Here is a 13,672-nt window from a genome sequence, read left to right as displayed (position 1 = left end):
CGAGATTCGCCTTAGTCTCGTGGGCTCGGAGATGTGTATAAGAGACAGGAGCAGGGCGCTTCCATCTTCAGCTTCTAACGCCTTTGCCGCGTAAGCGGTGTACGGTCGCTCTGGCCGGATGACGATGGCCTATCAGGTCCTTTCGTCATCCGGCCTTTTTTGTGCGTATTTCCTGGGAATTGCTATATTTTTTGCAGGCTTCCTAAGGAATTTATGATGAAAAAATCAATTATTTTTGCATTGGTCGGCGGCGTGGCGTTAACCGCCTGCCATTCCAACGATCCCGCTGAGTTCATGGTGCCCGGCAATGAGCAGATGGACGTGTCGAAACAGATGTATGTCTGTGACGACGGCTCAAAACTGGGGGTGATGTACTACAGCAACGAGCCGAATCATGCTGCGCTGGTCAATATTCCGGATAAAGGCAAAATCTTGATGGTTAACGTGCCTGCTGCCAGTGGAGCCCGCTACGTCGGCAACGTTTACGAATGGTGGACCAAGGGCGATAACGGGACGTTGAAACAGGTCATCGAAGATAAAAAAATTGAGTGTCATAAGTAAGGCGTGACCTCGGCGATGAGATAACGTTTTCGGCAGAGAACGCGGTCCCGCCATGCTTTGCCGTTTGTCGTCGCGACCTGCCGGTTCATGATAGAAGCGCGCGGTTTTCGGACGGGCAATCGCCGCAAACGGCACATCCGACAACACCGGTCTCGACACGCCTTTTTGTCTCCGACGTGATTTCTTGCGGCGATCGGCCTATGATCCCGTCGGGAAAAATACAGGCGGAGGCTGATAAGGATGTCAGGAAAACAGCAGGTGATGTGCGGTATTGCCGCGTTTTTGTTTATCGCATTGATCGCGACGATCGTAAGTTATTGGTCCGATTTTCTCTCCGTGATGTTGTCGATACAGATCTATATCCATCGCTATCTGGTGGGATATCTGCTGCAGCTCAGAAATCAACACGTGGGCTATGGCGTATTGTTGCTGGCCGCCAGCTTCACCTACGGCGTATTGCATGCGGTCGGCCCCGGTCATGGCAAATTCATCATCACAACCTACCTTAGCGTCTCCCATGAGAACGCCTCCTCCGCCAGAACCATCGCCTTTCTTGGCGCCATGACGCAGGGCCTCGTGGCTATCTTTTTCGTCTATTTGTTGGTGATTTTACTCAATGTGTCGATGGGCGATCTCAGCCTGAGCCGCTGGTATATGGAAAAAATCAGCGCCCTGTACATCGGGGTGTTCGCCATCTTGATGATCGTAAGAGCCTTACGCAGGAGACGAACCCGTCCGACCATCCATCGTTGTACGCCTGTGGCCACGGGCGCGTCGTCCGTGCTGGCGCGGCCTCGTGTGTGCTTGTCCGCCGAGCCGACGGCCTGCTGCGGACATCATGCCGTTAACCCGACGGCGGTGCCGCGCGACCTGCCGTCTGCGCTAGCCATGATTGCGGCAATCGGCATCCGGCCTTGCACCGGCGCGATTATGATCCTGGCATTTGCCAATGCGGTCGGCTGCTTCAACTGGGGCGTGGGCGCCGTGATGGCGATGGCGTTGGGAACTGCGTTGGCGGTCTGCGCGCTGGCGACGTGGGTCATTCGGTCACGCGATCGGGCAGCGTCCTTGTATCAGCGTGCGCGCCATCCGTTGTTTGTCACGCTGCGACCCTGGCTGCTGGCGGCCTCCGGCTTGCTACTGTTCCTGTTTGCGCTCCTGCTGTTCTCCTCCACCTTGCCGGCGAACGCTATCGGCGATGCGCTTAACAACGGTTGCTGAGCGCACGCTCCCTTGGAAGGGGGAGATGAAACGGGGGCGGACGTCTTCGAGGTTGTCACCCCCTTGCCAGCATGTTTTCATTAGGCGTCAACGGCGGCCGGGCTCCGTTCCTTTTGGAAATGAGGCAATGCCAGTGACGGGCGCTCCTTGCCGCTTATCGCGGGGGTGAAGAGCCGACTTACTCTCAGATTATTCCAACGTTATGTCTCAAATGAACCGGGCGAGCTTTAAGCTCTCGCCAGAAAAAACGCTGTCGGATGAGCAACTGGCGCTCAAGCAGCGCGTAGAAGCCTTTCTCTGTCAGCATCGTCACGCCTCTCAGGCATGCTTCGTGATTCAGGGCGAAGCAGGCACCGGCAAAAGTGTGTTCCTGCATGCGCTGTTCGCCGATCTTCAGCGAGATGCGCGTCAGCGGCCAGATCATCCGTTGTACGGCAGCGAAAACGTGTTGCTCGTCAATCATCCCGAAATGCTCAAAGCCTATAAAAACGCGTCAGAGGCGCAATCCGCTCTTCGCAAAAAAGATTATGAGCGCCCGACGACGTTCATCAATCGCCTGCATAAACGCGAAGACAAGGTGGATATCGTGCTGGTGGATGAAGCCCACTTGCTGCTGACGCGCAGCGACCGCTACAACCACTTTTTTCAGGACAATCATCTGGAAGAGATCTTGCGCCTCGCCCGCTGTGTGGTGCTGATTTTCGACGAGCAGCAGGTGCTGAAATCCAAAAGCCTGTGGCGGGAAGGCGATCTTGAGCGACTGATCGCCCACGGCCCGCACGAAGTCCATCTGTTGCGGCATCAGTTCAGGATGAAGGCGGCCACGTCGGTGCAGCGCTGGATTGGCCAATTCTGTCAGCGTGAGCTGCAGCCTTTGCCCGTGGCTGCGCCCGGCGAGCCGCCGTTTGAGCTAAAAATCTTCGACGATGCCCAGGCCATGTACACGGCGATCCGGCGGCGTAACGCCGACAGCGGACTGTCGCGAATGCTATCGACCTATGATTACCCCTACCGGTTGGACGGGCAGGATCACTTCATCGAAGAGGGCGCTTTTCGGCTGCGCTGGGATCGCTCGAAGCCGAACGAGCGCCTGCCGTGGGCGGAGCGGGAAGATACCATCGACGAAGTGGGCTCGGTATACACGGTGCAGGGCTTTGATCTCAACTATGTTGGGCTGATTCTGGGACCGTCGGTGTCGTGGGATGCAGAACGCCGTGAAATCGTCATCGACCCGTCCCGTTATGAGGACGGCGCGGCGTTTCAGGGAACCGGGCGTCTCGACGATGCCGAGGCGGTAAAAGTGCGTATCATGCTAAACGCCATCAACGTGCTGATGACCCGCGCGATTGATGGACTCTATATTTATGCGCACGACGCACCACTGCGTCGTCAACTGCTTCGCTTACAGCAAGAAGCAGAGAATCACGGAGAAAAACATGTCTGCGAATGAACTGGTGTGGATTGACGATCCGCGCATGAAAAAGGTGTCCCTGCGCGTCGAGAAGATCGATGCCTCCGTTAATGCACTGGTGGAGCGGATGTTTGGCGTTATTGAGAGCATGAACGATTCAGGGCTGGCCGCGATTCAGTTGGGGATCCCGCAGCGCATCGTGGTGATCGATATGGATGACGAACACGGCGTGCGCCAGCGTTTGGCGTTGATCAACCCGGAGGTGGTGGAACGATCTGAGGAAAAGACCTCGCATCTCGAACTGTGTTCCTCCATCCCGCAGCATCCGCTGCCTGCGGAGCGGGCTCAGCGCGTACGCGTGGCTTATACCGATCTGGATGGCGTGCGTCAGGCGATAGAGGCGGGTGGGGCGCTGGCCGTGTGTCTCCAGCATGAAATCGATCATCTGGACGGTCTGTCGCTGATCGATGAGCTGTCCGATCTGAAACGTAACCGCATCCGAACTCAGCTGGCAAAGCTGCGTCGTAAGCTCGCGCCGCGCGGTTAATACCGATCCGTTCAGCACCATCGTCGTGGTGACGAGATGATAGAGCGCCAGAATGAAGGGGGCACGGGCGCCGAAAAGCACCCGTGATGAGTGCAAACCTAGTGGAACAGCGGTTGCGGAGACGTTATACCCGCGACCTGAGAGCGCGTCATCTTCTCGACGATGTGGTCCAGCGGGCAGAGCCAACCGACGGCGGTTTGCTGGCAATGACTATCGTGATACTCCTCGATGAGCGGCGGCGCGTCTGTCGTCAGTGGGCTGAGATGACGCCACTGATCCAGCGACATGGCGCTAAACGTCAGCCGTACATAACGCTCACCGCTGTGGGTGTCACGGTAGCGTTCGAACGCCAGGCTGCCCCCCGGCGGGATATCGTTGCGCGGATAGTCGCCCAACTGCCAGTTCATCTGCAGCATGGTCTGGATCTGGGCGATGTTGGTGTCATGGCCGACGAACATGACCAGCGGCGCTTTCAGGCTAGGGTTTTCGGGGGCGGATGCCGTTGTTCCCGCGGTGAGCGCCGCGGCCAGCTGAGACATCAGCAGCGTCCCGCCGTGTCGCGCCAGCTCCGGAGTATCGCTGACCAGGTCGTATTTGGCCGCGTGCAGCGCCATCAGCGCCGCGACTTCGCGGGCATTACGGGCGTGGCCGAACGCTACCTGGGACAGCGGCAGCCCTTCGCTGTACTGCAATCGGATAGTTTCTCCTATCGTCGATCCCGGCGACAGCGGGCCTTTGAGCGACACGCCATGCTCTTTCTCCACCAGCTTCCACGGGGCGTTGAGGAATTCGCAGGACGACGGCGTCTCCGCGCAGACCGTCGCGCGCAGCAGCGAGATGGCGGGCTGATAGCGTTTATTCAGATCGTCTGCGCTGCCGGTTCGCGCCGTGATCTGTTGTTTGACGATGTCTTTATTTGGCTGGCTCAAACCCATATCCACGCTTTGAAACAGCGGATCGAGCTTCTCCTGTGTGCTGCCTGCCGCGAGTCCACACCCCGGAAACATGCCGTCGAGAAGCGCTTGCGCCGTCGCACGGGTTCTTTGCAACGGGCTGGACCAGGCAAAGACCTGCTCCGGTTGTGGACATTTCGTACCGATGGGCAGACCGGCTTCACGCCAATGGGCGATCTGATAGGCGCCCTGATGGAGAATACCGGCATAACCGTGGCCGGAAAGGTGACCGTCCTGTACCGTCCATTCGGGCCATGTTTTACCCGTTGCTTTGTTCAACGCATCGGTGTCCGTCTGCGGACGAACGCCGTGACGGCTCAGCGTGACGACATGCTCCAGCGTAAATGGCGCTTTGGGCGCGGCCATTAACGGAAAGGTTGTCATCAGCGCCAGCGTGGCAGCACCCCATTTGAAAATAGTCATAGCGGATCATGAACCTTATGATTAAAACGTGTATTTAAATCCGGTCGCGTAGGTGGTTTGCCGTTTATCGCTGCTTTTTGACACGGATTCATTGGTGACCTCAAGGACATATTGCCAGTGGGTCAGGAATTTAATTTTCATTTCGACTTGATGTTCGTAGTCGGTATCTCGTTTAGCAAAAATAGGCTGATCGCTAAAATAACGAGAATATTTATAAGATAGCGTCGCGTGGCTGAATTTATATTTGGCACCCGCATCGATACGGTGAGTATGCTTGGTGGGTTTATCATCGTAATCTGTTATTTCGTAGCGATAACGCGTCGCAAGCGCAATATTATCGACCACAACCCATTCCGCGCTTAATGACGGTTTCCAGGTTTGCTTTTCATCGTAAATGCTCGACGTCAGGCCGGGTGTCAATGTCACCGCAGGGGAAACCGCATACGCGTAATCGACGCCAAACTCCGTTTTATCTTTACGTAAATGATTGAATGCCTTGCCAGCTGAACCATCCGATGACTCACGCGGATGAGTTTCCCACTCCGCGGACAACCCTAGTCCCTGACTGAAACGATGTTCAATACCCCATTTATCGCTATGGGTTCGGGAAACATCGCTGAATTCATGTTTCCAGAAAAGAGAAACCGCCTGCGATTGAAAAGACATCACGCATAAAGGTATGAATAAAATATGACGTAAAAACATTAATGATCGCCGTTTGTGCTAAAAGTGCTGCGAATATAGGGACGCGACATGACAGAAAAATGAACGTTATTTGTCGCCGGGACAATGAGATGGGATTTTATTAGATAAGGGAGAAGTCAATATGCCCCTATAAAATAAAATGCTTTTTATCTCATGATGAATAGATTGTCATTCTACCGACGGCGTGGCGTTATTTTCACCGTCGGCAGAATTGGTCGGCTATTGCATTCAAGGCAGACGTGTCGCCTTCTTCAGCACGATGTAAAGCACGCTGGCGACGACGAGTGAATTAAAGGCGGGCACGCCCCACTCAACGTTCAGGCCCACCACGCTGCCGATAACGCTGGCGATGATGGCCGCCCAACCAACCGCTGGCGTGGCGGCCGCATCCGGCAACCGACCCGCTTTGCGGCTGGCATCCAGCAGCGTTCTATGGCTGCGCAGCAGATAATAGTCCACCAGCATGACCCCGATAATCGGCGGGAAAACCACGCCCAACAGCGTCAGAAAATCGACAAAACGGTCCAGAATGCCGAGCACCGACAGCAGCGTGCCGATCAGGCCAATGACCAGCGTGATGGACATGTAGCTGAGCTTTTTACCGGTAACCCCTTCAATGGCGTTCGCCAGCCCCAGCGAAGAGGAGTAAAGATTGATATCGTTGATTCTCAGCGTGGAGAACACGACGGCGATCAGCCCAATCCCACCGGCCATCTGCGACATAATGGTGACAACATCCGCCGTATTCAGCGCTCTGGCGATCAGAATTGCGAGCCCGTTAACGATAAATTCGCCGACGATGATCGACATGAGGGTCATCCAGAAAACGTGGCGGCCTTTCTGCGAGTAGCGGGTCATATCCGGCGTAATCAGGCTGGCGACAATACATCCCCCGACGACCATCGTCGCCCCGGCGCTAATGGAGACGGACTCGGAAGGGATTGAGTCAATCAGGGCGTAAAGCGAATGGCCCGCCAGCGTTTGGGTGGAAATGTAGGCGACGATACCGACGAACAGCGGGACGGCGATACGGGCGGTATAGCGCAGGGCTTTGAAACCAAAGGCGACCAGCAGCGTCAGCGCCACGCCCGAGAGGGTGGCGGACCCGGCGAAGCCCAGCTTGTCGTTAAGCGCAAAGTTGAGCGCTCGCGCAAACACCGCGTTTTGTACGCCGAACCAGCCGAGCAGACTAATGGCGATGACCACGCCCATCAGCACGGCACCCAGTCGGCCAAATCCGCACCACCGCGCCAGCAGGCTGCCGGACAGCCCCTCCTGCATGCCCGCGTAGCCCAGACCGACGGTGACAATGCCGAAAATGAGGCTGCCGATGGCGATAGCGGTAAAGGCCTGACCCAGCGTCATCGAGTGGCCCAGTACGGCGCCGAGCATGAATTGGTCCAGTGCGGTCAGCATACCGATGTGTACCAGTGCGATATTAAAAAAGGGCAGTCTTGCCGAGAGGGGAACCCGGCTCACCGGGTAATCGTCTATTTTTTCCATGTTTTCCTAAGTCCTTGTGGTTAATCACCTATCCCTGCTGGCGCGGCTGGTCTTGACGCCAGCGAAGGGCAAATGCGATTCCCTGCTCATCTAACGGATGCGGGGCTCCCTTTTTTGCCCAAGACAATAGAGAGCATCTCGGGTTGCACGGCCGGTGAATTTGTCCGACGCGGTCAACGCGCTAAATATATTGAATGCCTTTCACTAGCAGGCTGGGCGGAATGTATTTATCCAATCCCGTGTGATAACAAAACGCTTTAAATTGATGCAGTGAATGCACGTCGGCTTTTTGGTAAATGCTATATATTCTGTTTTCAACGGTTTTGTAGGCGAGGTTGGTTTTTCTGGCAATCTCCTTCCCCGAAAATCCCTGCAAGATCAGAAAAATCATTTCCAGTTCCGAGGGGGTAAATAAACTGTTTTCGACGCGGGTAATGAGTGTGGAAGGCGCCTTCTTATCGATATAAACCAGAGGGGAGAGCGTCGTCAGTGGCTTGGCGTTCCACATGGTGCCGATGCAGCGTTTCTTAACGTCGAAAATAGGAATTTTTTCGCTGACGAACGGCGAGAGAAACGGGTCGCCATTCCAATAGTGCGTTTCGATGACGGCGACGCTTTTCTTGCTATGCTCTGTTCGCCGGTCGTGCTCTATAAAGTCTTCCGACATTTCCGCCCACTCGGCGGGGAATTCGGCATCCAGTTTCCCTTCGAACTCAAAATGGGCGGGCGTATTGGTATACGTCAGGGCGGCTTTATTCATATAGATATGCCGCGATGCCAGGTCTTTGATTCCCCAGGGTTCGTGCAATGCTTCCATCACGGTAATCAGACCGCCGATATAACGACTGATGTCCTCTGTTTCCGGTGGCATCCTGGCCCTCCTTTGAAGACGGATTGATAACTTACTGGAATTCCTTGTGGAGATAATGCCGCGTAAATTGGTGAGCGTAGCCGGGGAGGTGGCCGTACTCCCGATAACCGAGCTTCTCGTAAAATCCCTTGGCCTGAAAACTGAAGGTATCGACATAGGCCATATGACAGCCGCGCTTTTTCGCTTCCGCCTCGGCCTGCTGCATCATTTGGCGGCCCAAACCGGCCTGGCGATACGCCTCGCCGACCCACAGAAATTTGATTTCCAGCGCCCCCCACCAGGTTCTGGCTACCAGCCCGGCGATAATTTCATTATTGTCGTTGGTGAACGTCAAAAAGAGAGGGTGAATATCCCCTTCCTGAAATTGTTTATTGTGTTGTAGTAAACTTTGAATAACAAATTCCTCATCCTGAGGATTGGGGGTGTCGGTAATATTTAACTTCATTATTGTTATGCTCCTGCTTTTTAATAAAGGTTATGTCGCATCCGGGCGAACGCTAATCTTTATCATAAATTAATTTTTGTGACAAGGGCGGTTTTTACTCATTCAGCTTTCGGTTAAATCGGTTAGTTTAATGCGGGTTTTATGCAAGAAAATTGAAGCCTTAAATACGCTTATAGGGAAACTATTAGTTGTATCCTCTTTGTGTCATCACCAGGGAAATATATTCTTATTGGATGGGGATTAATGATTAGTGGGCATAATTTTTAGCGTAATATTTCCCAATGATAAAAAGCAAATAATAAGCGTTCGTATACAGTGTGTTTATAATATTAAGCGACACCCTATTTTTAGGGAAAATGAGCCTCTCAGACGGAGGCTCGGATGAGTGGACAATTAGTCGACCGACCGAATAAATTCCAGCAGATCTTGATTCAAGCGCTCCCGGTGCGTCTGAGCGATAGCATGTGGCGCACCTTCATAGACCTTAAGTTGGGCGTTTTTGATCATCTCTGAGGCCACCTTGCCCGTAGACTCGAACGGCACAACCTGGTCGGCATCGCCGTGGATAACCAGCGTGGGAACGTTGATGCTCTGCATATCCGGGCGGAAGTCCGTTTCAGAAAATGCCGTAACGCAGTCGAGTGTGCTCTTCAGAGAAGCCAGTAGCGCGATGTTCAACGTTTGGGTCAGTACCCCGTCGGAGACGTGCGTGCCTTTGTTGAGACCGTAAAACGGCGTTGCGAAATCGCTGATAAACTGCGCGCGGTCTTGCATGATCCCTTCGCGAATACCGTCGATGACCTGTTGTTCCACCCCGTTAGGATAGTCGGTCGACTTCATCAGCTTCGGCGTCACCGCACTGAGTAACGCCAGTGCGCTGACGCGATGAGAGCCGTGGCGGTGGAGGTAGCGGGAAACGTCGCCGCCGCCCATTGAAAAGCCGATCAACGTAATCTCGTCCAACTGTAGATGTTCGATCAATTCGTGAATGTCATCGGCCAGCGTATCGTAGTGGTAGCCGTTCCACGGCTGATCGGATCGCCCGAAGCCTCGGCGGTCAAAGGCGATGGCCCGGAAGCCGTGTTCGGCGAAGAAATGCAGCTGACTGTCCCACATATCGGCATCCAGCGGCCAGCCGTGGCTGAACAGCAGCGGCTTACCTTTCCCCCAATCCTTGTAATACAGCTGAGTACCGTCTTTCGTTCTGAACGTGCTCATGCGTGACACCTCTGGTACGTTGCGATTAGGAAGACGAATGCGTATTCCAGACCCGTTCGATGCGGATTTGGAGCGACGCAGACGATACTTTTCAGCTTAGCAGGATATCCTTATTTGACCGGCGATCGGCGTTTGGCACGGCTCATTTGGCGCAGTGAGAGAATGAAATCGCGTATTGGCCTGATTGTCGTCACGGCAGGGCAGATCGACGCATTCACGGCATTTTACAGGACAGCATGAGCAGGCTTTACTCAAGGGCGACATCTTAATTCACAAAGGAATGCAGGATGAAAACCACGATTGGCGCATTTGTGCTGACGCAGCTGAAAGCCTTATCTATTCGAACCGTTTTCGGCACCCCCGGCGATTACAATCTTGAGCTGCTGGAGTTGATTGAGCACGATGATCAGATCGATTTTATCGGGAGCTGTAATGAGCTCAATGCGGGGTATGCGGCAGATGGATACGCCCGGATCCACGGTGTTTCCGCACTGGTGACCACTTATAGCGTCGGCGATTTGGCGGTACTGTCGGCCATTGCTGGCGCGTATGCAGAGTCGGTGCCGATCATCTTTCTGACCGGCGCGCCGCCGCTCTATGCCAGAGAGCATCGGCTTTTGCTGCATCATTCACTGGCGGACGGTCAGTTAGACCATAACATGATCTGTTTCCGTCAATTCACCGCCGACCAGCTACTTATCACGCCCGAAAACGCAGCCCAGTCCCTTCCCCGAGTCATATCCCGCGCTTACATTGAAAAGAAACCTGTCTACTTGCAGCTGCCTTCGGATATTAGCGATGTGGAAATCGATGTCCCGGATACGCCCTACGATTATGTGATGCCGCAGAGCGACGCCCGCCGATTGCAGATGGCCGCCGAGGCGCTCTCCCGTCGTCTGGAACGGGCTGAAATGCCGGTGATGCTGGTTGACCATGCGGTGGCGCGCTTTGGTCTGTCCGAGATGCTGTGCGCGTTCGCCCGACGCTTTTCGATACCCATCGTCTCGATGTCGACGGCGAAAGGGGTGATTCCGGAAAATGACCCGCAGTGGCTTGGGAACTACAGCGGCGATTTATCGCGCCCAGACGTGCTTCGTCGACTGGATGAGGCGGATTGCACGCTGTCTTTCGGCGTCAAACCTATCGATCTCAACACCAACTTTTTCTCCACGTCGCCGCTGTTCAAACATGTCGTCCAGATCGCGCCCTTTTCTCTGACGATGGATGCGGACTTCTATCCCGCCGTGGCGACGGCGGATCTGCTGCGCGCCGTTATGCTCGCGCTGCCGGAGCGGGAAAGAGCAAGGCCCGTTGTGCCATCCCCGACGGTGACCAGAGATTTACCCTGGGGACAGTCGGCGTTCTGGCAGCGTATGCAAACCCTGCTTCAGCCGGATGATGTCGTGGTGGTGGATATCGGCACCAGCACTGCGGGAGTCATGGGCCTGTCGCTGCCTGAGGGCGTCACGGTGGTGGGGCAGCCACTCTGGGGAGCCATTGGTTACTCATTACCGGCCTTGCTGGGAACGCTTCTGGCCGCGCCGCAGCGACGGCATGTGCTGTTCGTCGGCGATGGGGCTTTTCAGATCTCCTGTCAGAAGCTGGCGACGTTGATGCGTCTCGGTCTGGCTCCTATTATTTTTCTGCTCAACAACAACGGCTACACGATTGAGCGCTATATCCTGGGGGAGAACTCGTCCTATAACACCATACCGTCCATGCGTTACACCGAGCTGCTTCATGCGATGGGGGGCGGCGAGGAGGTCGTCGGTACGGTAGTCGAAAATGGCGCCCAGTTGGACGCCGCGCTGGAACACGCCAGGCATGCGCAGTCGCTCACGTTGATTGAAGTCAGGCTGGCGGAAATGGACGGTCCGCAGGCGTTGAAAGCGCTGTGTAGCAACTGCAACCGTTTTAATTTTGGGATAACGTCTCCCCGCCGTTCATAGCGCGGTGTGCGCTCTGCAGGCCACCTTGTCTATGTGGTCTGCAATAATGCCCGAAGCGGGTGAATCATTTCCCATGAATCTCGGTTATTCCTCGCCGCTTATGAGTGATATTTATTGCACTGCGTTCTGCGGCGTTACGCGTTATTTTTTGTGTTATTTCTTGTCGGTTTATCACTATTTCTTTCGGAGGGGGAAGTTATATTTTTATTCTCGAGGTATAACCATTTCTTATATTTTATATTTATCTCCTTTCTTGTGGCTGTTATTGCTGTTTCGGTATTTATGACATATTGCCCTGATGCGAAATTATTCTTCAGCAAGGTGTCATTTTATTCAGGGGTGACAGTCACGGGATGTTATGCTATATCTATAAATACTTTATCTCGCGGTCGATAATATCGTCATCAGGCGATATGTCCGAACATTTCATCAATAACCACCTTTCGAAAAAATACCTATGCCACGTTTAACACTCACTTGAAATAAAGGAAAATTATGTCTGATGTACACGACGACAGCGACAAATATAGTGACAAACCACCGGTGGTATTACCGGCTGACAATGAAAAGTTATCCGACACGTCCGATAGTGAAAATAACAGCTTTTTAAGCGCTGATGCCTTTTTATTGACAGCAACTGCCATAGCCGCCATTGCGGGATTTTTATATGGGTATGATACCGGGATTATTTCCGGCGCTCTGCTGCAAATCACTCATGACTTTTCGCTCTCTTCCCATGCTCAGGAGCTGGTCACCAGCGCCATATTAGTCGGCGCCGTGGTCGGAGCCTTGTCCTGCGGTAAGTTGTCCAGCGTACTGGGACGGCGGTATACGGTCATGATCGTCGCCGCTATCTTCGCGCTGGGGGTTATCGGCTCCGGTCTGTCTCCCAACGCCTATTATCTCGGTGCCGCGCGGCTGGTGCTGGGGTTTGCCGTCGGGGGCGCGTCGCAGATTGTGCCGGTCTATATTGCCGAGCTGGCGCCGCCGGAGAAACGCGGCCGGCTGGTCACGTTCTTCAATATTTCTATCGGGATCGGCATTCTCACCGCCGCGCTGGTCGGGACCTTCATGCAGGATCTGTGGTCCTGGCGAGTCATGTTCTCTGTCGCAGCGATCCCTGCGGTGATCCTGCTGATCGGCATGCTGCCGCTGCCGGAAAGCCCGCGCTGGCTGGTGGGTAAAAAGCGCATGAAGGAAGCCCACGTGGCGCTGGACACGGTGCGGGAGACCGCCCGGGAAGTGCGCCGCGAGATCAAGGCCATTCAGCGTGTGCATGAACGCGCCAAACGCAAGTCGACCGGCAGTTGGAAAGACCTGAAGCAGCCGTGGCTGCGCCCGGCGCTGATCGTCGGACTGGGCATTGCCGCGTTTACTCAGCTGTCCGGCATCGAAATGATGATCTACTACACGCCGACCTTCCTGACCGGCGCTGGCTTCAGCCGGGACATGGCGCTGCACTCCGCGCTGGGCGTGGCGGCTATTTATCTGGTGCTGACTATCGTGGGTAAGTTGTTGGTCGACCGTATCGGCCGTCGTTCGCTGACGCTCTATATGATCCCCGGCGCGGTCATCAGCCTGGCCCTGTTGGGTCTGATGTTTCGCTTGAACGCCAACGGCGGTCAGCACGGCTGGCTGATTGTGGCCTGCCTGTTCGCTTTTATGGTCTTCAACTCGGGCGGGATTCAGGTCATCGGCTGGCTGGTGGGCTCAGAGGTTTACCCGTTGGGCGTACGTGAAAAGGCCAGCAGCCTGCATGCGGCCACGCTGTGGGGCTCTAACCTGCTGCTCACCTCTACCGCGTTGTCGATGGTGAATTGGCTGGGCATCGGCGGCGCTATGTGGTTCTACGCATTGCTGAATCT

At 54.8% G+C, this 13,672-nt stretch carries 12 protein-coding genes; 6 read left to right on the top strand and 6 right to left on the bottom strand.

The genetic code is table 11. The features are described from left to right. The first annotated feature begins 216 nt into the window (after positions 1-216). The 4 genes from Q7O77_RS07270 to def all read left to right on the top strand — a co-directional run bounded on the left by Q7O77_RS07270 (position 217) and on the right by def (position 3,740). Positions 217-561: an MliC family protein gene (locus Q7O77_RS07270; protein WP_304165008.1), complete on the top strand. Its 345-nt coding sequence runs from the start codon at positions 217-219 to the stop codon at positions 559-561. A 240-nt stretch (positions 562-801) separates the two neighbouring features. Then, complete coding sequence (locus tag Q7O77_RS07265) at positions 802-1,782, top strand: nickel/cobalt transporter (RefSeq protein WP_304165005.1); 981 nt, start codon at positions 802-804, stop codon at positions 1,780-1,782. Between the two features lie 202 nt (positions 1,783-1,984). Then, entirely contained in the window at positions 1,985-3,232 is a 1,248-nt protein-coding gene (locus Q7O77_RS07260) for a DUF2075 domain-containing protein (RefSeq protein ID WP_304165001.1), read from the top strand. Continuing rightward, positions 3,219-3,740, top strand: a complete 522-nt coding sequence (gene def / locus Q7O77_RS07255) for a peptide deformylase (protein ID WP_304165000.1) — start codon at positions 3,219-3,221, stop codon at positions 3,738-3,740. Before Q7O77_RS07260 ends, def begins: the two co-directional genes overlap by 14 nt. A 98-nt stretch (positions 3,741-3,838) precedes the next feature. Here the strand turns inward: def and Q7O77_RS07250 are convergent, their stop codons facing one another. The 6 genes from Q7O77_RS07250 to Q7O77_RS07225 form a co-directional block, all read right to left on the bottom strand. Next, a complete protein-coding gene (locus Q7O77_RS07250; protein ID WP_304164998.1) occupies positions 3,839-5,116 on the bottom strand; it encodes a histidine-type phosphatase in 1,278 nt (425 codons plus the stop codon). A 21-nt stretch (positions 5,117-5,137) separates the two neighbouring features. After that, entirely contained in the window at positions 5,138-5,821 is a 684-nt protein-coding gene (locus tag Q7O77_RS07245; protein ID WP_304164995.1) for an oligogalacturonate-specific porin KdgM family protein, read from the bottom strand. A gap of 228 nt (positions 5,822-6,049) precedes the next feature. Beyond that, positions 6,050-7,324 (bottom strand): cytosine permease, encoded by a 1,275-nt coding sequence (locus Q7O77_RS07240; protein ID WP_304164993.1) that lies wholly within the window; start codon positions 7,322-7,324, stop codon positions 6,050-6,052. 181 nt (positions 7,325-7,505) lie between these two features. Beyond that, positions 7,506-8,195 carry a PAS and helix-turn-helix domain-containing protein gene (locus Q7O77_RS07235; protein ID WP_304164991.1) on the bottom strand — a complete coding sequence of 230 codons (690 nt, stop codon included), beginning with the start codon at positions 8,193-8,195 and terminating at the stop codon, positions 7,506-7,508. A gap of 31 nt (positions 8,196-8,226) precedes the next feature. Next, positions 8,227-8,640 carry a GNAT family N-acetyltransferase gene (locus Q7O77_RS07230; RefSeq protein WP_304164988.1) on the bottom strand — a complete coding sequence of 138 codons (414 nt, stop codon included), beginning with the start codon at positions 8,638-8,640 and terminating at the stop codon, positions 8,227-8,229. Positions 8,641-9,033: 393 nt separating this feature from the next. Continuing rightward, positions 9,034-9,858: an alpha/beta fold hydrolase gene (locus Q7O77_RS07225; RefSeq protein ID WP_304164986.1), complete on the bottom strand. Its 825-nt coding sequence runs from the start codon at positions 9,856-9,858 to the stop codon at positions 9,034-9,036. 287 nt (positions 9,859-10,145) lie between these two features. Here Q7O77_RS07225 and Q7O77_RS07220 point away from each other — a divergent pair, with 287 nt between their 5' ends. Both Q7O77_RS07220 and Q7O77_RS07215 read left to right on the top strand, forming a co-directional pair. Beyond that, positions 10,146-11,807 carry an alpha-keto acid decarboxylase family protein gene (locus Q7O77_RS07220; protein ID WP_304164984.1) on the top strand — a complete coding sequence of 554 codons (1,662 nt, stop codon included), beginning with the start codon at positions 10,146-10,148 and terminating at the stop codon, positions 11,805-11,807. A gap of 495 nt (positions 11,808-12,302) precedes the next feature. Further along, positions 12,303-13,672 (top strand): sugar porter family MFS transporter (locus Q7O77_RS07215; protein WP_304164981.1); only part of this gene is annotated, 1,370 nt, incomplete at its 3' end.

The organism is Lonsdalea britannica, assembly GCF_946477055.1.
GTDB classification, from domain to species: domain Bacteria; phylum Pseudomonadota; class Gammaproteobacteria; order Enterobacterales; family Enterobacteriaceae; genus Lonsdalea; species Lonsdalea britannica_A.
Note: the sequence above shows the minus strand (reverse complement) of the source record. Positions and strands in the feature narration are given on the sequence as shown.

Bases quoted from the DNA above. Each gene is read 5' to 3' on its own strand.
- Q7O77_RS07270 (WP_304165008.1), top strand. From the start codon at position 217: ATGAAAAAATCAATTATTTTTGCATTGGTCGGCGGCGTGGCGTTAACC.
- Q7O77_RS07265 (WP_304165005.1), top strand. From the start codon at position 802: ATGTCAGGAAAACAGCAGGTGATGTGCGGTATTGCCGCGTTTTTGTTT.
- Q7O77_RS07260 (WP_304165001.1), top strand. From the start codon at position 1,985: ATGTCTCAAATGAACCGGGCGAGCTTTAAGCTCTCGCCAGAAAAAACG.
- def (WP_304165000.1), top strand. From the start codon at position 3,219: ATGTCTGCGAATGAACTGGTGTGGATTGACGATCCGCGCATGAAAAAG.
- Q7O77_RS07250 (WP_304164998.1), bottom strand. From the start codon at position 5,116: ATGACTATTTTCAAATGGGGTGCTGCCACGCTGGCGCTGATGACAACC.
- Q7O77_RS07245 (WP_304164995.1), bottom strand. From the start codon at position 5,821: ATGTTTTTACGTCATATTTTATTCATACCTTTATGCGTGATGTCTTTT.
- Q7O77_RS07240 (WP_304164993.1), bottom strand. From the start codon at position 7,324: ATGGAAAAAATAGACGATTACCCGGTGAGCCGGGTTCCCCTCTCGGCA.
- Q7O77_RS07235 (WP_304164991.1), bottom strand. From the start codon at position 8,195: ATGCCACCGGAAACAGAGGACATCAGTCGTTATATCGGCGGTCTGATT.
- Q7O77_RS07230 (WP_304164988.1), bottom strand. From the start codon at position 8,640: ATGAAGTTAAATATTACCGACACCCCCAATCCTCAGGATGAGGAATTT.
- Q7O77_RS07225 (WP_304164986.1), bottom strand. From the start codon at position 9,858: ATGAGCACGTTCAGAACGAAAGACGGTACTCAGCTGTATTACAAGGAT.
- Q7O77_RS07220 (WP_304164984.1), top strand. From the start codon at position 10,146: ATGAAAACCACGATTGGCGCATTTGTGCTGACGCAGCTGAAAGCCTTA.